Origin of the sequence: Bradyrhizobium sp. SSBR45G (assembly GCF_030159255.1) — a bacterium.
GTDB lineage: Bacteria > Pseudomonadota > Alphaproteobacteria > Rhizobiales > Xanthobacteraceae > Bradyrhizobium.
In genome coordinates this window covers 53,159-72,881 of sequence record NZ_BSCT01000024.1, presented here as the reverse complement: position 1 = coordinate 72,881, position 19,723 = coordinate 53,159, and the positions used below count along the sequence as shown (strand labels likewise).

16 protein-coding genes are annotated in these 19,723 nt (G+C 66.5%); 4 read left to right on the top strand and 12 right to left on the bottom strand.

The window, feature by feature from the left end; genetic code table 11:
* Positions 1-59: 59 nt before the first annotated feature.
* The 7 genes from QQL87_RS24555 to QQL87_RS24525 all read right to left on the bottom strand — a co-directional run bounded on the left by QQL87_RS24555 (position 60) and on the right by QQL87_RS24525 (position 8,390).
* Positions 60-905 (bottom strand): phosphoenolpyruvate hydrolase family protein, encoded by an 846-nt coding sequence (locus tag QQL87_RS24555; protein ID WP_284421330.1) that lies wholly within the window; start codon positions 903-905, stop codon positions 60-62.
* 4 nt (positions 906-909) lie between these two features.
* Positions 910-3,132 (bottom strand): ABC transporter permease, encoded by a 2,223-nt coding sequence (locus QQL87_RS24550; protein WP_284421329.1) that lies wholly within the window; start codon positions 3,130-3,132, stop codon positions 910-912.
* Entirely contained in the window at positions 3,125-3,907 is a 783-nt protein-coding gene (locus QQL87_RS24545; RefSeq protein ID WP_284421328.1) for an ABC transporter ATP-binding protein, read from the bottom strand. The genes QQL87_RS24550 and QQL87_RS24545 overlap by 8 nt, the downstream gene beginning before the upstream one ends.
* Positions 3,900-4,949 (bottom strand): branched-chain amino acid ABC transporter permease, encoded by a 1,050-nt coding sequence (locus QQL87_RS24540; protein WP_284421395.1) that lies wholly within the window; start codon positions 4,947-4,949, stop codon positions 3,900-3,902. The genes QQL87_RS24545 and QQL87_RS24540 overlap by 8 nt, the downstream gene beginning before the upstream one ends.
* Before the next feature lie 37 nt (positions 4,950-4,986).
* On the bottom strand, positions 4,987-5,997 hold the full coding sequence (locus tag QQL87_RS24535; protein ID WP_284421327.1) for a branched-chain amino acid ABC transporter permease: 1,011 nt from the start codon (positions 5,995-5,997) through the stop codon (positions 4,987-4,989).
* 200 nt (positions 5,998-6,197) lie between these two features.
* Positions 6,198-7,019 (bottom strand): AraC family transcriptional regulator, encoded by an 822-nt coding sequence (locus tag QQL87_RS24530; protein ID WP_284421326.1) that lies wholly within the window; start codon positions 7,017-7,019, stop codon positions 6,198-6,200.
* Positions 7,020-7,139: 120 nt separating this feature from the next.
* Entirely contained in the window at positions 7,140-8,390 is a 1,251-nt protein-coding gene (locus QQL87_RS24525; protein WP_284421325.1) for an ABC transporter substrate-binding protein, read from the bottom strand.
* A 518-nt stretch (positions 8,391-8,908) separates the two neighbouring features.
* Between QQL87_RS24525 and QQL87_RS24520 the strand changes: the two genes are divergently transcribed.
* From QQL87_RS24520 to QQL87_RS24505, 4 genes are all read left to right on the top strand, one after another.
* Positions 8,909-10,048: a sugar ABC transporter substrate-binding protein gene (locus QQL87_RS24520; RefSeq protein ID WP_284421324.1), complete on the top strand. Its 1,140-nt coding sequence runs from the start codon at positions 8,909-8,911 to the stop codon at positions 10,046-10,048.
* A 75-nt stretch (positions 10,049-10,123) separates the two neighbouring features.
* Positions 10,124-11,665, top strand: a complete 1,542-nt coding sequence (locus QQL87_RS24515) for a sugar ABC transporter ATP-binding protein (protein ID WP_284421323.1) — start codon at positions 10,124-10,126, stop codon at positions 11,663-11,665.
* A complete protein-coding gene (locus QQL87_RS24510) occupies positions 11,662-12,642 on the top strand; it encodes an ABC transporter permease (RefSeq protein ID WP_284421322.1) in 981 nt (326 codons plus the stop codon). The genes QQL87_RS24515 and QQL87_RS24510 overlap by 4 nt, the downstream gene beginning before the upstream one ends.
* Entirely contained in the window at positions 12,639-13,619 is a 981-nt protein-coding gene (locus tag QQL87_RS24505; RefSeq protein WP_284421321.1) for an ABC transporter permease, read from the top strand. The genes QQL87_RS24510 and QQL87_RS24505 overlap by 4 nt, the downstream gene beginning before the upstream one ends.
* Positions 13,620-13,683: 64 nt before the next feature.
* Here the strand turns inward: QQL87_RS24505 and QQL87_RS24500 are convergent, their stop codons facing one another.
* The 5 genes from QQL87_RS24500 to QQL87_RS24480 are packed head-to-tail and all read right to left on the bottom strand — an operon-like array spanning position 13,684 to position 19,721.
* Complete coding sequence (locus tag QQL87_RS24500) at positions 13,684-15,192, bottom strand: glycerol-3-phosphate dehydrogenase (RefSeq protein ID WP_284421319.1); 1,509 nt, start codon at positions 15,190-15,192, stop codon at positions 13,684-13,686.
* The gene (locus tag QQL87_RS24495) at positions 15,189-15,980 is read right to left on the bottom strand and encodes a class II aldolase/adducin family protein (protein WP_284421318.1); all 792 of its coding nucleotides are present in this window, start codon (positions 15,978-15,980) and stop codon (positions 15,189-15,191) included. Before QQL87_RS24495 ends, QQL87_RS24500 begins: the two co-directional genes overlap by 4 nt.
* Before the next feature lie 15 nt (positions 15,981-15,995).
* Entirely contained in the window at positions 15,996-17,036 is a 1,041-nt protein-coding gene (locus tag QQL87_RS24490) for a 2-hydroxyacid dehydrogenase (RefSeq protein WP_284421316.1), read from the bottom strand.
* Complete coding sequence (locus QQL87_RS24485) at positions 17,029-18,609, bottom strand: FGGY-family carbohydrate kinase (protein ID WP_284421315.1); 1,581 nt, start codon at positions 18,607-18,609, stop codon at positions 17,029-17,031. Before QQL87_RS24485 ends, QQL87_RS24490 begins: the two co-directional genes overlap by 8 nt.
* A gap of 2 nt (positions 18,610-18,611) precedes the next feature.
* On the bottom strand, positions 18,612-19,721 hold the full coding sequence (locus QQL87_RS24480; protein WP_284421314.1) for an ABC transporter ATP-binding protein: 1,110 nt from the start codon (positions 19,719-19,721) through the stop codon (positions 18,612-18,614).
* Between the last annotated feature and the right edge of the window lie 2 nt (positions 19,722-19,723).

Below are 19,723 nucleotides of genomic sequence, written 5' to 3'. Positions count from 1 at the left end.
TCTCGTGTCCGGCCGACGTGGCGCCGGGCGCCATCGCCGCCGGTTCTCGTGTTGTCGCCTCAGACGCGGCGCGGCCGCGCGCTGATGGCCTTGAAATGTCGCACCTGCTCCGTCAGCGCCCGCTCCACCGGCAGCCGTTCCATCGAGGAGGCGCCGTAGAAGCCGTGACAGTTCTTCGTATGCTTCATGATGAAGTCGGCGTCGGCCGGCTCAGCGATCGGACCACCATGCGCCAGCACGAGAAGCTCGGGATTGACGCTGAGCGCGGCGGACGCCCAGCTGTCGATCAGGGCCGGACAGTCTTCCAGCTTCGGCGCCGTCTGTGCGCCGATCGAGCCACCGGTTGTCAGGCCGAGATGGCAGACGATGATGTCGGCACCGGCGATCGCCATGCCCGTCGCCTGCGCCTCGTTGAACACGTAGGGCGTCGTCAGCAGATCCTTGTCATGGGCACGCCCGATCATGTCGATCTCAAGCGCGTAGGAAATGCCCGTCTCCTCGAGATTGGCGCGAAAGGTGCCGTCGATCAGGCCGACGGTCGGAAAGTTCTGCACCCCGGAAAAGCCGAGCGTCTTCAGCTCATCGAGGAACACATCCATGTCGCGGAACGGATCGGTGCCGTTGACGCCCGCCAGCACCGGCGTGCTCTTCACGACCGGAAGCACCTCGGCCGCCATCTCGACCACGATCGCATTGGCATCGCCATAGGCCATCAGTCCGGCCAGCGAGCCGCGGCCAGCCATGCGGTAGCGGCCGGAATTGTAGATCACGATCAGGTCGATGCCGCCGGCCTCCTCGCATTTCGCCGACAGGCCGGTGCCGGCCCCGCCGCCGATGATCGGCACGCCCCGGCGCACCATGTCGCGAAACTTCTTCAGCAGCGGCGTGCGCTCATATCTCGCCATCACGTCACCTCGCCTGTCTGCGTCGCGCCGGCAGCCGCCCGAGCATCGGCCTGATCGCGCCGACGATCGCCGCCACGAATTCACTGTCGTTGATATGATGCGGCACGCGGATCAGGCGCCGGTTCGAGGTCTGCCGCACCGTCTGCTCGAGGCTCACGAACAGCGCCTCATCCGCCTCGCGATCGAAGAACGGCTGGCCCTGCGCATCGAGCGCCGAGACGCCCTTCTCGGGCAGGAAGAACCTGACCGGCCCGTCCATGCGATTGAGGCGTTCGCCGATCCAGCGCCCCACCTGCGCATTCTCCGCAGCGGTTGTGCGCATCAGCGTGACCTGCGGATTGTGGACGTGAAACTTGCGGCCGCGATAGCGCTCGGGAATGGTGTCCGGCGCGCCGAAATTGACCATGTCGAGCGCTCCGACCGAGCCGACATAGGGCACGCGGGTGCGGATGATGGCGCCGAAGCGGTCTTCGGTGGCGGGAAACACGCCGCCCATCTGGAGGTCGCAGATCTCGGTCGTGGTCAGATCAATGACGCCTGCGAGCAGACCGGAGTCGACCAGCTTCTCCATCGCGCGGCCGCCGACGCCGGTGGCGTGGAAGACGAGGCACTCATAATCGTCGCGGAGCTCGGCCGTGATCTTCTGCACGGCGGGCGTGGTCACGCCGAACATCGTGATGCCGATCGCCGGCCACTGCGGTCCGACCGGACGCTTCTCGCTCTCGGCTTGCTGCTGGCGCGCCGCCACCATGCCGGCGAGCGCATGCGCGCCGTTGCTCAGCACCATCAGCGAGATCGAATTCAGCCCCTGCACGTCCGTGACCGAGTACATCATCGTGATGTCGGCCGGTCCGACATAGGCGCCGACATCCCCCGAGGCCACCGACGAGATGATCAGCTTGGGCACGCCCACAGCCAGCTCGCGCATGCCCGGCGCGACCAGCGACGTGCCGCCGGAGCCGCCGGCCGAGATGACACCGACGACGTTATCCTGCCGCCGCAACCAGCGCGCAAACGCATCCGCCATCGCCGTGACGGAGGCGCCGCGATCGGCGCCGAACACGGCCGCACCGCCACGGGGGTGATTGAGCGCGACCTCTTGCGCCGAGACATCGCAGCTGGTGTGGCGGCCGCTGGTGGAGACGTCGACCAGCCGGGTGCGAAGGCCGTGGCCTGCAACGATGTCGCGGATGAAGCGCAGCTCCTCGCCCTTGGTGTCGAGCGTGCCAGCCACGATCACCGCGGGCGGCCCCGATGCAATCGCCGTTGCGCGGTCGCGACTCTGCCGTGCCGCCTCGTCGAGCCGGGTGATGCTGGTCGAAAGCGTCCGCGCCTTGGCCTCGATCTGCGCAATCGGCACCGGCTGCGACCAACGCGTCGGCGGGACAGGGTTGGAGACGTAGACCTTGACCGGCGCGGACTTCGGCGCCGCGGGCGCGACCGGCCGCACGGCAGGCTCCTGACCGACCGGCTCCGTCCCGAGATCCGTGTCGTCGCCGGCATGCTGGCCGACACCGAGCAGGCGCTGCTGCAGCTCGCGATCGGCGGCGAGCCGCGCGGAGTCGATGATGCGGTTGATGCGGCCGTTGACCATGATGGCGACGCGGGACGAGATCGCGGTGGCGACGCCGATGTTCTGCTCGATCACGAGCACCGCCATGTCGCCGTCCTGGCCGAGCCGGATCAACATCTCCTCGACCTGGGCGACGATGACCGGCGCCAGCCCCTCGGTCGGTTCGTCCATGATCAGCAGCTGCGGATTGGTCAGCAGCGCGCGCGAGATCGCCAGCATCTGCTGCTCGCCACCGGATAATTGCCCGCCGCCATTGTTGCGGCGCTCGGCAAGCCGTGGAAACGTCTCATAGACGCGATCGACGGTCCAGGCGCCGCGGCGCAGGCCCGCCGCCAGCCGCAGATGCTCGTCGACGCTGAGCGAACGCCACAGGCGCCGCCCCTGCGGCACGTAGCCGACGCCGAGCCGTGCGATGCGCGCCGGATTGAGCCCGGTGATGTCCTCCCCGCGCAGGCGCACCGTGCCACCCGACGGCCGCAGCAAGCCCATGATGGCCTTGCACAGCGTCGTCTTGCCCATGCCGTTGCGGCCGACCAGCGAGAACACACCAGAGTCGAGCCGGAGATCGACGCCCTGCAGCGCATGCGAATGGCCATAATACACGTCGAGACCGCGGACCTCGAGCGCAGGCGCTGTGCGGCTGCGATCATTCATGGCCGCCTCCAAGATAGAGCTCCTGCACCTCGGGATCGGACTCGATCTCGTGCGGCGCGCCCTCCTTGAAGATGCGGCCGTTGTGCATCATCGTCACGCTCTCGACGACGCGCAGCGCCACGTCCATGTCGTGCTCGATGATGATGTAGCCGATATGCGGCGGCAGCGACGTCAGGATCGCGACCAGTTCGCGCCGCTCGGTCGGCGACAGGCCGGCGGCCGGCTCGTCGAACAGGATGAAGCGCGGCGCGCCGGCGAGCGCCAGCGCGATCTCGAGCTGGCGCTGCTGGCCGTGGGCGAGCTCCGACACCAGCTGATCGCGCACCGACGTCAGATGCACCGCCTCGATCAGCCGCTCGGTCGCCTGCATCAGCGCGTCGTTGACACCAGGACGCAGCATCGAGAAGCGCGCCCGCGAGACGCCGCGGCAGGCCAGATAGACGTTGTCACGCACCGTGAGGCCGAGGAACAGCGCCGAGATCTGGTAGGTCCGGCGCAGCCCGCGGCGGATCCGCTCATGCGGTGGAAAGGCGGTGATGTCCTCGCCGAAGAAGCGGATGGTGCCCGATGTCGGCAGGAAGTCGCCGGTGACGCAGTTGAACAATGTCGTCTTGCCGGCGCCGTTCGAGCCGAGCACCGCGCGCCGCTCGCCGGGACGCACCGTGATGGTCACGTCGGTGAGCGCCGCCAGCGCGCCGAACATCCGCGTCACGCCGCGCAGCTCGAGGGCGGCCGTCGAGCCAAGCGCCGAGAGCCGGTCTGCGACCCTATCCATGGCCATGACCTCCCGCAGGCGGCCGCGTCTCCTGTCGGGTCCGCTTGCGCCAGCGCTCATACAGGCCGATGACGCCGTCGGACGACCAGAACACGATGGCGAGGAAGCCGAGCCCGATCAGCAGCCGGAAACGGTTGCCGTCGAGCCCGACCTTCACCAGGAAGTCGAGCGCGAAGGTGCGCAGGATGACGAAGATGAAGGCACCGATATAGGGGCCCACCGGCCGCGAGATGCCCCCGACCACGGCGACGATCAGGATGTCGATGCAGCGCTCGACCGCCACCGAGCCCGGCGAGATCTGCCGGTAGTTCCAGACCTGCAGCACGCCGGCCATCCCGGCGATCAGGGCCGCAAAGGCATAAGCGGCGATCCGGTGCGCATTGACGTTGAAGCCGAGCGCGGCCATGCGCCTGGGATTGTCACGCACGCCCTGCAGCGCCAGGCCGAACGGCGCGCGCGACAGATAGAGCACGGCAAAATAGCACAGCGCCGCCACCGCCAGCGTCAGATAATAGAACGCGATGTCCATGCGCCAGTCGACGCCGAGAAAATGCGGCGTCGCGATCGTGTTGATGCCGGTATGGCCGTTGAAGATCGCCCAATTCTGGTTGGTGAAGTAATAGAACGCCGCGCCGATCGCGAGCGTGATCATGATGGTGTAGATGCCCTCGGTGCGCACCGCCAGCGCGCCGCCGAGCGTACCGAACAGCACCGCGAGCACCAGCGCCATCGGCGTCGCCAGCCACCATGGCCAGCCCAGGCTGATATTGGCGTTGCCGCTGACGCCGAACACCGCGACCATGTAGCCGGCGAAACCCGCGATCGTCAGCTGCATCAGGCTGACCATGCCGCCATAGCCGGCGAGGAACATCAGGCTCAGCGCGATGGTGCCGAGGATCAAGGTCGTGCCGAAGATCTCGATCAGGAAGAAGCCGTTGGCAATCAGCGGCATGATCAGCAGCAGCGCCGCCACCGCCCAGGCCCAGGGCTGCTCGGTCACCGACCAGGCGGCTGGCTGCGTCACGACGCTTCCCGCCAGCATCTCCTCCCGCGCCCGTGCCTCCTGGATCAGCGACATCTCATCGCCTCGCCAGCAGGCCCTGGGGCCGCACCGCCAGCACCAGCACCATGATCAGGAAGGTCACGACAATCGCATAGGTCGGGATGTAGACCGAGCCGAGCTGCTCGGCGAGGCCGATGATGACCGCGCCCAGCGCCGCGCCCGGGATCGATCCCATGCCGCCGACGATGACGACGACGAGCGAGGCCAGCAGGAAGCGGGTGTCCTCCCCGGGCGAGATCGACTGGAACGTACCGCCGACGACGCCGGCGATGCCGGCGAGCCCGGCGCCAAGCGCGAACACAAGCACGAACACGAGCTGGATCTGCACGCCGGTCGCAGCCAGGATCTCGCGGTCGTCGACACCGGCGCGGACGATCATCCCGACCCGGGTGCGGTTCAGCGCCAGCCACATCACGACGCCGATCACCACCGAGGCGCAGAAGATCACCAGCCGCACCATCGGATATTGCAGGAACACCGCCTCGCCCGACGATTTCATCGCGGTGATCAGCGGCAGCTGCACCGGCCCGATCAGCCAGGCCGGCGTCTGGATCTGGTAGAAGTCGCCGCCAAACGCCCACAGCATGAGATCGGCGAACACGATCGACAGCCCGATCGTCACCATGGTCTGCCTGAGGTCCTGCCCCTCCATGCGACGGAACACCAGCAGCTGAAGCAGAATGCCGATGGCGGCGACGACGATGAACGCGGCGATGAAGGCGAGGATCCAGGAGCCGGTCGCGGCCGAGATGGCATAGCCGACATAGCCGCCGAACAGATAGAGCGAGCCATGCGCGAGATTGACGTTGCGCATCAGGCCGAAGATCAGCGTGAATCCGCTGGCGACCAGAAAATAGAGTCCACCCAGCGTGATGCCGTTGAAGACCGCGCTCAGGAACACCTTCTTGCGCCCGATCGCCTCTTCCAGCCCCGGCGGCCACACCGCGATGATCAGCCAGGCCAGCAGCGCGATCGCCAGCAGAATGACGAGAGACCAGATCGGGTGGCGCTCGATGAAGCGGCTCATCGGTGTCCCCTCATGACGAGGACCACCGCTCCGTCGCGGCAGCAGCGTCGCGCATCCAGCCGAAGATCGCCGGGTCTGCCGGCCATCGCTCGTCCTCCCTCGTCGGATCCTTTTGCCGGATCGCGTTCTGCCGACACTAGCGGCAGGCGGGAGCGCGTGTTTGATCGACAGTCTCTTTTCGCGCGATGCGCGGCAGCACGTCAGGCGCGCAGCACTTTTGCAGCGCGGCGATAGTCGGTCGGGGCCATGCCGACATTGCCGGCAAAGAAGCGCGTGAACCCGCTCTGCGAGGAGAAGCCGAGATCGAAGCCGATATCAGCAATCGGCGACTCCGTCGCCACCAGCGCATCCAGCGCCCGTTCCATCAGCAGCGTGTTGAGATAGAGGTTCGGCGTCACCCCGGTCTGGCTGCGGAACAGGCGATAGAAATGCGGCCGCGACAGTCCGGACTCGCGGGCGATGTCATCGAGCTCGATCTCCGCACATGGACTGTCGGACATCAGCTTGATGCACTTGCGAACGCGAAAATCCGTCACTTCCGCGCACGGCCGCTCCGCCAGCTCGGACACCCGCCAGCTTTCTTCGTAGCAGCTGTCGATCAGCTGGCGCAGCTCGCCATCGAGACAGCCGAGCGATGGCGCGCCACAGACCAGCGCTGCGGTGCGACGGATGCAGCGATCGAGCACCGCGGTCCGGCGGAAGCAGGTCCGGCCGAACCGCAGGCCCTGCTCGCGCGCGGCCGGCGGCGCAAACCACTCCGCATTGACGTAGAGCACGAAGAAGATCGCACCATTGTCGACGTCGTTCGGCACGAAATTGTGCGGCTCCCACGGATTGACCGCGACGATCGTCTCCTCGCCGATCACGTGGCGCTGGTCGCAGACATCGATGTTGGCCGGAGTTCCACCGACGTGAAAGATCAGATGCCCCTCACGATGGGCATGCACGTTGAACGGCCGATTGAGCTGATAGACCGTCGCGCGGCCGAAGCGAGCATGAAAGACGGCGAGCGCCCTACTCATCACTTCCTCACCGAAATGGCTTCTTGCTTGTTTTCAACGTCGATCATTGCCTTGCAGAAAGCAAGAGACGCGACGACGCGGCCCGAGCCAGCTCGAGCCGCGTCGCGTCCTGGCGAAAGGTCAGTATTTCTTACATTCGGGCACCGTCCGGCTCGGCAGACCGATCTTGGAGAAAACGGCTGCGTCGTATCCCAGCGTCTGGTTGACGTCGGGAATGACCTTCACGACCTTGCTGAACAGCGCGCCCTTGCCGTCGTCGACGACCTCGGTCACGAAGTTGGTGCCGATCGCCTGGCGGTTGGCGTCGAGCTTGATCTTGCCATTGGGCGCATCGATCTCGATCTTGGCCAGAGCCGCCTTCAGCTTCGACTGGTTGTCCGACAGATCGCCATTGACCTCGCGCAGCGCCAGGATCAACGCCATGGTCGAGCCATAGTAGTTGGTGGCGAGCAGCGACGGGCTCGGGAAGCGCTTTTCGGGCGGGAACGAGTCCTGATAGGCCTTCACGAACTTCTGCCAGCGCGGATCCTCCCAGGTATCGGCCTGGCCGGACGCGGCGATCGTTCCGATCAAGGCGTTCTTGGCGTTGCCCTTCGACGACAGGATGGTCTGGTCGATCATGATCGATCCGCCCATCAGATGCGCTTTGCCGCCGGCCTGCTGGTACTGATTGAGGAAGTTAACGGCGTCGGCGCCGCCGAGGCCGAGATAGATCGCATCGACGTCATCGGGCAGCGCCGCGATCACCGACGCGAAATCCTTGGTGCCAAGCGGCACCCATTGCCGGCTGGTGATCTTGCCGCCGAGGCCGCAGAATTCCAGGGCCAGGCCGAACACCTGGGTATAAATGAAGGAATAGTCCTCACCGACGGTCGCGATCTTGCGATAGCCCTTGGTCTCGAAGGCATATTTGCCGAGGCCGACCTGCCATTGTGCGCCGTCCATGTTGAAGCGGAAGAAGTTCGGCGCCGGGTCGACATAGGTCGTCTCCTGCGCGCCCGACGCGGCATTGACGAAGGTCAACTCGGGATGCGTCTTGGCGAAGTTCTTGACGGCGATGCCTTCGTCGCCGGACAGCGGCGACAGCAGGATCTGCACCTTGTCCTGCTCGATCAGCTTGCGAACCGCGCGTACCGCGGAATCAGGCGTGGCGTCGGTGGAGGCGACGACGAATTCCAGCTCCTTGTCTCCGATCTTCTTGCCGAGCACGTTCAGCGCCGTGACATGGCCGCGCATGCCGTCCTCGCCGAGGACCGTATAGGTGCCCTCGAGGGTCGCGGTGACGCCGACCTTGATCTTCTCTTGAGCGTATGCCGTGCCGGACAGCAAAAGCGCCGTGATCACGGCGAACCCCACGCGTCGCATGTGCATCGAACTCCTCCCTTGTCGCCCACTAGCTGGAGCACATCATTGTGCCGGCCAGTCGTTGCTGGCCGTGTTGGCGGCAGGCCTCACCGTTTTTGGCAAGCAGCCGAGCCCCCATCAGCGGCGGAGGCTAGCTGACGGCATGGTGCGCCGGATCGTATGGTCGGGCGCGACCTTGACGGGCAGTCTCATTTTCCTTGATGCGGCGCAAAAGATTTTGCGAGGTCGAGCCGATGTCGCGCCGCCGCGCGCATGCCGCCATTGGTAGCGCTGACATTGCCGATCCCCGAGACACGCACGGGTCCAACGTTTCAGACACACCAGCCCGATCATTCCGTTATGCGTTGCCCTTGGAGGTCAGCAGCCCGGCGAAAGCCGCGCGCCGGTAATTGACAGCGCTGTCATTGCTCATTATCGCTGCAGTCGTCGAGACGACGAGCAATGCTCGAACAACCTCCGCAGACAAGTGAGGCGTCTCGCACATGCGTCAATCACTGGCGCTGCAACAATTGGGGAGGTCACGAATGTCTTCCAAGTCGATGAAGGCGCGATGCCTTGCTACCTGCGCATCCCTGGTGCTGCTCTCGGCCTTCGCCGGCAAGGCGCTGGCAGAACCCGAATTGGTCAAGGGGCCAGCGGCCGAGCCCGAATGCATGGTGCCCTGGACCGGCGACACCAAGTTCTTCAAATTTCCCGCCAAGAAGGGCCCCTACCGCATCGCCCTGGCCAATGGCTACATCGCCAACACCTGGCGCATCCAGATGATCCAGACCGCGAAGGCCTACGCCGCGCAGCCCGAGGTCAAGGCCAAGCTGAAGGAGTTCAAGGTCGTCTCGACCGGCGAGGACGTGCCTGCGCAGATCTCGGCGATCAACAACTTCATCGACTCCGGCTATGACGCCATCGTCGTCAACGCCCAGAACCCGACGGCGTTCGGCCCGGTGATCAAGCGCGCCAAGCAGGCCGGCGTGATCCTCGTCGCCTTCGACAACATCCTCGCCACCGAGGATGCGATCAACGTCAATGTCGACCAGAAGGGCCTCGGCGAGCTGTGGGCGCGATGGCTGGTCAAGAACGTGCCCGACGGCGGCAAGGTGCTGGAGGTGCGCGGCGTCGCCGGCACGTCCGTCGATACCGACCGGCACAACGGACTGCACTCCGTTCTCAACGGCTCCGGCAAGAAGTGGCAGGTCACCGAGGTCGTCGGCAAATGGGATGACGGCGTCGCGCAGAAGGCCACGGCGGACGCGATCGCCACCAACGGCCCGTTCGACGCGATCTCCGGCCAGGGCGGCGACACCGGCATCGTGCAGGCCATGCTCGACGCCAAGCACAAGATGGTGCCGTTCGGCGGCGAGACCGAGAACGGCTTTCGCAAGTTCTGCGCCGCCAAGGCGTCGGAAGGCCTGAAATGCTCCTCGGCCGGCACCGGTCCTGCGCAGGTGGCGGTCGCGATCAAGGTCGCGCTCGCAGCCCTCGAAGGCAAGGTGGTGCCGCAATCGGTCAAGCTGCCGCTCGCCGTCGTCGAGGATCCGAACTTCAAGAAGGATCAGGACTACTTCCCGTCCCAGTCCGACAATTTCTTCGTCGGCAATGCCTTCCCGACCTGCGGCATCAACTTCACGGCGCAGGAGATCATGGGGCAGTCGAAGGAAAATCAATAACGCCCGACGTGATCACTGGTCGCGAGCCCGCTCGCGGCCAGCCCGTCTTGTTGCCGAACGACCGAGGAAGCGAGCATGATCGCGGCCGAGCCGCTGTTTCGCGCGGAGGGATTGTCCAAGCGCTATGGCGGCGTCATCGCTCTCGACCGGGCGGACCTCACGGTTCACCCGGGCCGGATCCACGCCATCCTCGGCGAGAATGGCGCCGGCAAATCGACGCTCATCAAGCTGATGGTCGGCGTGGTCGCACCCGACGAAGGCCGCATGACGCTTGGGGGACGCGAGGTCGCCTTCGGCAATCCATCGGCGGCGAACGATGCGGGGATCGTCTGCATCTTCCAGGAGCTGTCGCTGATCCCTGATCTGTCGGTCGCCGACAACATCATGATCTCTCGGCCGCCGACGCGGCTCGGCATGATCGACCGGCGCGCCCAGCGCCGCATCGCCGAGGACGCGCTGGAGCGCGCTGGCGCCGGCGACATCCATCCACGCGCCCTGGTGAAGGACCTGCCGCTGTCGCGCCGGCAGATGGTCGAGATCGCGAAAGCGCTGTCGCGCCGGCCGAAGATCCTGATCCTCGACGAGGCGACATCGGCGCTGACGGCGTCCGACGTCACCAAGGTGTTCGAGGTGCTGAAACGGCTGCGGAGCGAAGGTCTCGCGCTGCTCTATATCTCGCACCGCATGCACGAGATCGCCGAGCTCGCCGACGACTGCAGTGTGTTCCGCAACGGCCGGCGGATCTCGACCTTCGCCGCGGGCACGAAGACGGACGCCGAGGTGATCGAGCTGATGATCGGCCGCGAATACAAGCACGCCTTTCCGGACAAGCCGGTCCGCAGGGCCGACGGCCGGCCACCTTCTCTGCAATGCCGGGGCCTCGGCTGGGGCAACCGGCTGAAGGATATTTCCTTCTCGCTGCATGCCGGCGAGATCATCGGCCTCGGCGGCCTCGACGGCCAGGGTCAGCGCGAACTGCTGCTGGCGCTGTTCGGCGTGCTCCGCGATATCAGCGGCGATATCCTGATCGACGGCGACAAGGTCGCGATCGACAGCCCCGTCGCCGCCAAGTCCGAGCGCATCGGGCTTGCGCTCATTCCCGAAGACCGCAAGACCGAGGGCCTGATGCTGCCGATGTCGGTGCGCGACAACCTGTCGGCGGCCGCGTTCGACCGCTTTGCGCGGTTCGGCATCATCGACCGGCAGCGGCAGTCGGCGCTGATCGACGAGATGATCCGCCTGATCGAGATCAAGACCGCCTCCCCTGATCTGCCCGTCAGCGCGCTGTCCGGCGGCAACCAGCAGAAGGTGGTGATCGCGAAATGGCTGATGAACAAGCCGCGCATCATCCTGCTCAACGACCCGACCCGTGGCATCGATGTCGGCACCAAGCAGGAGATCTACCGTCTGCTGCGCCGGCTCGCCGACGACGGCGCCGCGATCCTGCTCTATTCGACCGACTATGACGAGCTGATCGGCTGCTGCGACCGCGTGCTGGTGATGTATGATGGCGCCGTCAGGCGCGAGCTCGCGGGCGCCGAAATCACCGAGCGCGCGCTGGTCAGCAGCGCCCTCAACGTCGACGACAGCGCGCGAGCGGAAGCGAGTCCGGCATGACGGAGTGGCGATACTGGCTCGCCGAGCAGCGCGGCACCCTGCTGGCGATCGGCATCTTCGTCGCGATGTTCCTGATCTATGCGACCAACCATCCGGCCGGCTTCAGTGCCAACATGGTGCAGACCGCGTCCAACAAGGCGACCCTGCTCGCCTTCGTCGCGATGGCGCAGGCGATCGTGGTGATCACCGCCGGCATCGACCTGTCGGTCGGCATGATCCTGACGCTCACCAATTGCCTCGCCTCCTGGATCGTCGTCGGCACCGCCACCGAGACCGCGCTCGGTGTTCTCGGCGTGCTCGGCACCGGCCTCGTCTGCGGCATGATCAACGGCGCGATCGTGATCTTCGGCCGCCTGCAGCCGATCGTGACCACGATCGCGACAGGGGCGATGTATTACGGCATCGCGCTGATGCTCAGGCCCAATCCTGGCGGCTCCGTCAACGAGACGCTGGCCGATGCGCTGACGGGACGGCTGTTCGGCGTGCTGCCGACCAGCCTCGTGGCGCTGGCCGCCGCGGCGCTTCTGATCTGGGTGCCCTACAGCCGCTCGGTGATCGGCCGCGCCGCTTTCGCCACCGGCTCCTCGGAGGTCGCCGCCTACATGTCGGGCGCGCCGATCCGCGCCGCCAAATTCGCCGCCTACACGCTGGCCGGCCTGCTGTCCGCGGTCGGCGGCCTGTTTCTGACGTTCTTCTCCTATACGGGCGAGGCCGCCTATGCGAGCGGCAATGCCTATACGCTGTTCTCGATCGCGGCCGTGGTGCTCGGCGGCGTGTCGCTGATGGGCGGACGCGGCAGTGCGATCGGCGCGATCTTCGGCGCGCTCGCGTTCCGCACCATCGGTGATCTGCTGTTCGTGTTCGATTTCGATCCGCTGTGGCAGCCGTTGTTCCAGGGCCTGGTGCTGATGCTCGCGGTGTCCATTGGCGCGTTCGGCCTGCTTCGCGTGCGCAACCGCCTGGAGTGGTTCGGATGAGCGAGACCACGGCCTCCCGACCGGCCCCTCGCGGAATGGCTATGCTGCGCCGGATCGACCCGGCGGTGGCGGCGTCGTTCGGCTGCATCCTGCTGCTGCTCTTGGTCGGCAGTCTCTACTCGCGCAGCTTCCTGTCACCGGACTATCTGCTGCAGCAGCTGAAGGTCGCGAGCTTCCTTGGCGTGATCGCGACCGGCATGATGCTGGTGATCCTGCTCGGCCAGATCGACCTGTCGGTGCCCTGGGTCGTCACGACGGGCGCGATGATGGCCTGCGCCGCGGCCGCGCACGGGACGACCGGCGCCGTCGTCGCGATCCCCTTCGGCATCCTCTGCGGCGCCGCCATCGGCCTCCTCAACGGCATCGGCGTCGCTTATCTGCGCATTCCCTCGATGATCATCACGCTCGCCACCAATGCGGTCGCGCAGGGCCTGATGGTCGCCTACACCGGCGGCTTCTCGCCGCAGGATTCCGCCTCCAAGGCGATGCGCTATCTCGCCACCGGCAACGCCGTGCCCGGCCTTCCCAACGCCGTGCTGGTCTGGGCGATCATCGGCGCCGTCGCGGTGTGGCTGCTGTCGCGCACGACCTTCGGCCGCGCCATCTACGCCATCGGCAATCGCGAGCGCGCCGCCTATCTCTCCGGCATCGACACACGCCGCGTCACGATGCTGGCCTTTGCGCTGTCGGGCGCCCTCTCCGCTTTCGGCGGCGTGCTGTTGGCGGGCTATGCGTCCAAGGCCGCGCAATCGATGGGCGACGCCTATCTGCTGCCCTCCATCGCCGCTGTCGTGCTCGGCGGCACCCACATCCTCGGCGGCCGCGGCAGCTATCTTGGCACGATCGCCGGCGTCATCCTGATCACGCTGTTGCAGTCCATCCTGTCGGTGATGCAGATCAGCGAAGCCGGCCGACAGCTGATCTATGGTGCTGTCATCATCCTGATGCTGCTGATCTACGGCCGCCAGAAGGCGTGACGGCCACAGGCGATCCGGCTCGGCCCCGTATCACGAGGCCTTCGACCGCCGGGTGGGAATTCGTTCAGAGCTGCGCCTCGAACGCCTCGCGCTCGGCGCGTGTCAGATGCAGGCCGTGCTTGGTGCGCCGTTCCAGCACATCGTCCGCGGTGACCGCCCATTCCCGCTCGCGCAAATAGGCGAGCTCACGCTCGTAGAACGTCCCGCCGAAATGACGGCCGAGATCGTCGCGCTTGCACACCAGCCCGAGCAGGTCGCGCGCGCAGCTGCCGTAGAGCCGCGCATAATGCGCGACCGCGTCGCGTGGCAGCTCCGGATAGTCGCTCTCGAGCTGATCGAGGAACTTCTCGAACGAGCCGCCGAGATCGCCGCCGGGCAGACAGGCGTCCGCCGTCCACGCCGGTCCCAGCTGCGGAAACCAGGGCGCGAGCCGCTCCAGCGCATGCTCCGCCAGCTTGCGAAACGTCGTGATCTTGCCGCCGAAGATCGACAGCAGCGGCGGCTGCTCGACCGTGCCGTGAACCTCGAACACGTAGTCGCGCGTCACGGCCGAGGGGTTGTCGGCGTTGTCGTCGTAGAGCGGCCGCACGCCGGAGAAGGCATGGATAATGTCCCCTCTCCGCGGCGCGGCCCGGAAATAGCGGTCGAGCACGGCCAGCAGATAATCGACCTCGCCACCGTCGATCGCGACATCCTCGGCGCGGCCATCATGCACGATATCTGTGGTGCCGATCAAAGCCAGATCGGTCTCGTAGGGATTGACGAAGATGACGCGGCGGTCGGTGTTCTGCAGCAGATAGGCCTGAGATCCGCTCCAGAATTTCGGCACCACGAGATGGCTGCCCTTGACGAGCCGCACGCTGTGCGCGGAGTTGAGCCCGGCGACGCCCTGCACGACGTCCTGCACCCACGGACCGGCCGCATTCACCAGCGCCTTCGCGCGGACCGTGCGCATCTCGCCGCTCCCGGACCGCATCTCCAGCCGCCAGCAATCGCCCTCGCGCCGCGCGCTCAAAGCGCGGGTGCGCGGCAGGATCGTCGCCCCCTTGCGCGCGGCATCGACGAGATTGAGAATCACAAGTCGGGCATCATCGACCCAGCAATCCGAATATTCGAAGCCGCGCCGGAATTCGGGACGCAGCGGCGCGCCTTCCGGCTCATGCGCGAGATCGACATTGCGGCTCGCCGGCAGCTGCTTGCGGCCGCCGAGATGGTCGTAGAGAAACAGCCCGGTGCGCACCAGCCAGGCGGGGCGCTGCTCCGGCGAATGCGGCAGCACGAAGCGCATCGGCCAGATGATGTGTGGCGCGGAGGCCAGCAGCACTTCGCGCTCGATCAGCGCCTCGCGCACCAGGCGAAACTCGTAGTACTCGAGATAGCGCAGGCCGCCATGGATCAGCTTGCCTGAGCGCGAGGATGTTCCTTGCGCGAAATCGTCCTTCTCACACAGCAGCACCTTCAAGCCGCGGCCGGCGGCATCACGGGCGATACCAGCGCCATTGATGCCGCCGCCGATCACGGCGAGGTCCAACAAGCCGTAATCGGATCCGCTGCGTGAAACCGGCGCGTTCATCGCTTGCCGCTGTGCTTCTTCTCAGGCTTCTGGCCGGCCGCAGCCGCCCGTGTCTTCGATGCCGCCTTAGCCGGCGCCTTGACGGAAGGCTTCGCGGCCTTCTTTGCGGGCGTCGCCGTCTTCGCCTTGGCCTTGGGCTCCTGCAATCCGTAGGTCGAGAAGCCCTGCGCCGTCTCGGCGATCTCCGCATCGCCGAGGATGTGCGGCTGGCCGAGCGCGAGCGACAGATAATACTGCTTCGCGATGGTCTCGAGCTCGACCGCGAGCCACATCGCCTTGTCGAGATTGGCGCCGACCGCGATCATGCCGTGATTGGCGAGCAGGCAGCCATTGCGTCCCTCCAGCGCCTTCAGAGCGAGTTCGGACAGCTCGGCGGTGCCGTAGCGCGCATAGCCGGCGCAGCGGATGTCGGTGCCGCCGAACGCCGCCATCATGTAGTGGCACGCCGGGATCGACTTGCGGGCGATCGCGAGCACCGTGGCATAGGTCGAATGCGTATGCACCACGCTGCCTACATCAGGACGGCCGCGCATGATATCGAGATGAAAGCGCCATTCGGTCGACGGCTTCAGCGGCCCCTGCCAGGAACCGTAGTCACCTTCGAGCGGCATCGCCGCGATCATCTCCGGCTTCATCGCGTCATAGGGCGTGGCCGACGGCGTGATCAGCATCACGTCCTTGTAGCGGGCGGAGATGTTGCCCGACGTGCCCTGGTTCAGACCCGACGCATTCATCCACCGGCATTTGGCGATGATGTTCTCGCGGATCAGTCGTTCCTCGCGATTCATTTGAAAGACCTTTCGTCAGCAGGGATTGAGCGGCGGCTCGCCGGCGAGATAGCGGCGAACCTCTTCGGCCGCCTGGTCGGCGGCAAAGGTGACGGTGCGCACCGAGGCGCCGGCGATGTGCGGCGTCAAGGTGACGTTGGGCAGTTGCAGGAGCGGCCAGTCCGGCGGCACCGGCTCGACCGCGAAGGTGTCGAGCATCGCGCCGGCCAGCCGTCCCGAGCTGAGCACCTCGAACAGCGCCTGATAGTCGACCAGTGGCCCGCGCGCCGTGTTGATAAGGATCGCACCCGGCTTGATCTTCGCCAGCGCCTCGCGATCGATGAAGCCGGTCGTCTCCGCCGTCACGCGGGCATGCAGGCTGATGACGTCGGCGCGCGCCAGCAGATCGGGGAGCGCGACATGCTCGACGCCGTCGCTGCGGTCCTGGGCGCTGAGCTGGACGTAGGGGTCGGTGACCAGGATCTTGCAGCCGAACGCCTTCAGGAGCTTCACCACGCGCGTCCCGATCGCGCCATAGCCGACGATGCCCACCGTCATCTCGCCGAGCTCGCGTCCCGTGCGGTCGGCGCGATAGAGATCGCCGCGCCACTCCCCGCCCCGCATCGACTCGTGACCGCTGCGGATCAGCCTGGTTTCAGCGAGCATCGCGCCGATGGTGAACTCGGCCACCGCGCTGGCGTTGCGTCCGGGCGTGTTGACGACCAGCACGCCATGATCGCGCGCCGCCTGCATGTCGACATTGACCGGGCCGCCGCGCGACACCGCGATGAATTTGAGGCTCGGCAGCCGCTGCAGCATCGCGCGCGAGATCGGCGCGAGATGCGTCACCAGCAGCGGCGCTTCGCCGATGAATTCGGCCAGCTCATCGGGATCGCCCATGAACTCCTTGAGACCGTCGAGCTTGGAGCCGGCATAGCCGTGCTCCATCGGCTCATCCGGCCAGGGCTGCTCGAGCATGCGAATGTCGACGCCGTCACCACAGATGGCGGTGATGCGTTCGGCGAATACCGAGGGCAGCATGAAGCGGTCGCCGATGATGGCGATGGAGCTAGACATGGTTGGCACCTGCGCGATGGGCCGCGAGCTGTTTCCACACCGGCCGCGCGGCAAGACGCGCTTCGACATAGGCCGGAAACAGCTGCGCATAGCGCTCCGCCAGCGCCGCATCCGGCGCTTGCGGCTCATCCAGATACGGTCTCACCCACTCCTCCGCGCAGTCCATCATATCAGTGTAAAGTCCGGTCGCGACCGCCGCGATCATCGCGGCGCCCGAGGCACCGGCCTCCTCGCGGCGGCAGACCCGGATGGTGCTGCCCAGCGCCGATCCGAGAATGGCGCCGAGCGCGCGGCTGCGGGCGGCTCCGCCGGTGAGCCGGATCTCCGCCGGCAGCGATCCCATCGCCGCGTAGCAATCGCGTGCGGCGAAGGCCAGACCCTCCATCACCGCCCGCATCAGGTCCCAATAGCCGTGACGCGTGCGCAGGCCGATCAGCTGCGCGGCGGCCTCGTGGGACACGAACGGCCCGCGCTCACCGGCGTCGGAAATGAAGGGGTGATAGAGCAGCTCGCCCGCTTTCGCCGCGAGCACACGCTCATCCAGGCGCCGGATCAGGTCGTTGCGCGACCGCGCGATGCCTTCCATCGCGAGCACGCCGCGCGCGACATCGAGCAGCCAGTCGATGTTCAAGGTCGCCGCCATCGTCGACTGCATCTGCGCGTAGTGGCCCGGCACCGGGAACGGCATCGTATAGCCCGTCGCCTCGGCATTCAGCCTGACCGCATCGGCTGATGTCGCCAGCCGCATGTGCATCCCGGTCGAGCCGATGATGGTGCAGCCGACATCCGGCTTAGGATCATACAGCCCGCCGCCGAGCGCGTTGCAGATCACGTCGACATAGCCGAGCGACACCGGCACGCCCTGCGGCAAGCCCGTCTCCGCAGCCGCCGCGGCCGACAGCGCATGCGTCGTGGCGACACCATCGACGACCGCGGGAAACAGCCGCGCGGACTGCGAGATGCCGATCAGATCAGCGGCTTCGGCATCGAAGCAGCGCTTGCGGAAATCGCCACAGGAGAACGCCGCTTCCGATGGATCGGTGGCGCGCTCGCCCGTCAGCTTGAAATAGAGCCAATCCTTACAGTGGAACACGGTGCGCGCGCGTTCGAGCAGCTCGGCGTCGTGCGCCTGCAGCCAGGCCAGCTGCGGGCCCTGCTGGCAAGCATTGAGTCCCGATCCGGTGCGCCGATAATGCGCGGCGTTGAGCTCGCCGGCGCGGAATGATTCGACCAGGCCAGCGGCTCGCGAATCGAGCCACAGCAGCGCGGGCGCAACCGGATGACCGTCGCCATCGATCAGCCAGGTGCCATCGCCCTGCCCCGTCACGGCAATCGCGGCAACGCGTGGGGCGAGGTCCGGCAGCGCGGCGCCGAGTCCGCGCAACGCGGCCACCGTGTCGGTCCAGGTCCTGGACATGTCCTGCTCGACGCGACCACCCGGCGCCGAGGTGTAGCTGTTGGGAATCGCGAATTCGCCAAGCTGGCGGCCATCTCTTGCGAAGGCGACCGCCTTGATCACCGACGTCCCGGCGTCGATGCCGATGATCACATCGCGGCTCGCGGAGGCCGCCATGCTCAGCGCGCCTCCGCATGGCGGACGCAGACGCCGTCAGCGCCGAAGATGTGGAGATTGCGCGCCTCCAGTGCGCACGGCACGATGTCGCCGGGCCTTGCTGCGATCTTGCCGGACGTCACGGCGACCAGCAGATGCCCGGCGCACTCGCCGGCAACATGCGACTGGTCGCCGAGCCACTGGTTGGAGACGATTCGCAGCCGCGCCTCGCCGCTGCCGATCGCGATCCGCTGCGGCCGGATGCCGACCTTGGTGCGTTCGGCCTGCACCAGCGCCTGTTGTCCGGTGACGTCGAGCGTCTGCCGCGAAATATGGAACGCCAGATCGGAGCCAACCGACAGGCGGAAGCCGCCCTCTTCCTGCGCCACCGCCATGTCCAGCAGATTCATCGGCGGCTCGCCGATGAAGCTTGCGACGAACAGATTGGCCGGCCGGTTCTTCAATTCCCGCTCGCTGCCGAACTGCTGCAGCACGCCGTCCTCCATGACCGCGATGCGGTCGGCGAGCGCGCTCGCCTCGGTCTGGTCATGGGTGACGAAGATCGCCGTCATGCCGCGCTCGGCGAGCAGGCCCTTGATGCGACCGCGCAGCACCGCGCGGAGCTGCGGTTCCAATTGCCCCATCGGCTCGTCGAGCAGATAGAGGTCGGCGTCACGCACCAGCGCACGCGCCAGCGAGACGCGCTGCTGCTGTCCGCCCGAGAGCGCGCGCGGATGATGATCGAGGATGTCCTCGATCTCGACCAGGCGGGCGATGCTGTCGACGCGCTGCGCGATCTCGGCCCGCGACAGCTGCTGCGCCTTGAGCGCGAAGCCGATGTTCTCGCGCACCGTCAGCGGCGGATACAGCGAGTAGCCTTCGAACGCCATCGCCACCTTGCGCTTGGCCGGCGGCAGATCATGGATCGGCCGCTGCGCCAGCGCGATCGAGCCGGCACTCACGCTCTCGAAGCCGGCGATCATGCGCAAGGTCGACGTCTTGCCGCAGCCGGACGAGCCAAGCAGCGCAACGATCTCGCCCTGCTTCACCTCCATGTCGAGCGCGCGGACGGCATGGACCGGAGGCTTGCCACGGCTGTGATAGAGCTTGTCGACGCTACGGATCTCAAGCATGC

Excerpts from the sequence above, each read along its gene's own strand:
- QQL87_RS24480 (WP_284421314.1), bottom strand. The coding sequence starts at position 19,721 with ATGCTTGAGATCCGTAGCGTCGACAAGCTCTATCACAGCCGTGGCAAG.
- QQL87_RS24490 (WP_284421316.1), bottom strand. The coding sequence starts at position 17,036 with ATGTCTAGCTCCATCGCCATCATCGGCGACCGCTTCATGCTGCCCTCG.
- QQL87_RS24485 (WP_284421315.1), bottom strand. The coding sequence starts at position 18,609 with ATGGCGGCCTCCGCGAGCCGCGATGTGATCATCGGCATCGACGCCGGG.
- QQL87_RS24505 (WP_284421321.1), top strand. The coding sequence starts at position 12,639 with ATGAGCGAGACCACGGCCTCCCGACCGGCCCCTCGCGGAATGGCTATG.
- QQL87_RS24495 (WP_284421318.1), bottom strand. The coding sequence starts at position 15,980 with ATGAATCGCGAGGAACGACTGATCCGCGAGAACATCATCGCCAAATGC.
- QQL87_RS24500 (WP_284421319.1), bottom strand. The coding sequence starts at position 15,192 with ATGAACGCGCCGGTTTCACGCAGCGGATCCGATTACGGCTTGTTGGAC.
- QQL87_RS24535 (WP_284421327.1), bottom strand. The coding sequence starts at position 5,997 with ATGAGCCGCTTCATCGAGCGCCACCCGATCTGGTCTCTCGTCATTCTG.
- QQL87_RS24555 (WP_284421330.1), bottom strand. The coding sequence starts at position 905 with ATGGCGAGATATGAGCGCACGCCGCTGCTGAAGAAGTTTCGCGACATG.
- QQL87_RS24510 (WP_284421322.1), top strand. The coding sequence starts at position 11,662 with ATGACGGAGTGGCGATACTGGCTCGCCGAGCAGCGCGGCACCCTGCTG.
- QQL87_RS24530 (WP_284421326.1), bottom strand. The coding sequence starts at position 7,019 with ATGAGTAGGGCGCTCGCCGTCTTTCATGCTCGCTTCGGCCGCGCGACG.
- QQL87_RS24550 (WP_284421329.1), bottom strand. The coding sequence starts at position 3,132 with ATGAATGATCGCAGCCGCACAGCGCCTGCGCTCGAGGTCCGCGGTCTC.
- QQL87_RS24520 (WP_284421324.1), top strand. The coding sequence starts at position 8,909 with ATGTCTTCCAAGTCGATGAAGGCGCGATGCCTTGCTACCTGCGCATCC.
- QQL87_RS24540 (WP_284421395.1), bottom strand. The coding sequence starts at position 4,949 with ATGCTGGCGGGAAGCGTCGTGACGCAGCCAGCCGCCTGGTCGGTGACC.
- QQL87_RS24515 (WP_284421323.1), top strand. The coding sequence starts at position 10,124 with ATGATCGCGGCCGAGCCGCTGTTTCGCGCGGAGGGATTGTCCAAGCGC.
- QQL87_RS24525 (WP_284421325.1), bottom strand. The coding sequence starts at position 8,390 with ATGCACATGCGACGCGTGGGGTTCGCCGTGATCACGGCGCTTTTGCTG.
- QQL87_RS24545 (WP_284421328.1), bottom strand. The coding sequence starts at position 3,907 with ATGGATAGGGTCGCAGACCGGCTCTCGGCGCTTGGCTCGACGGCCGCC.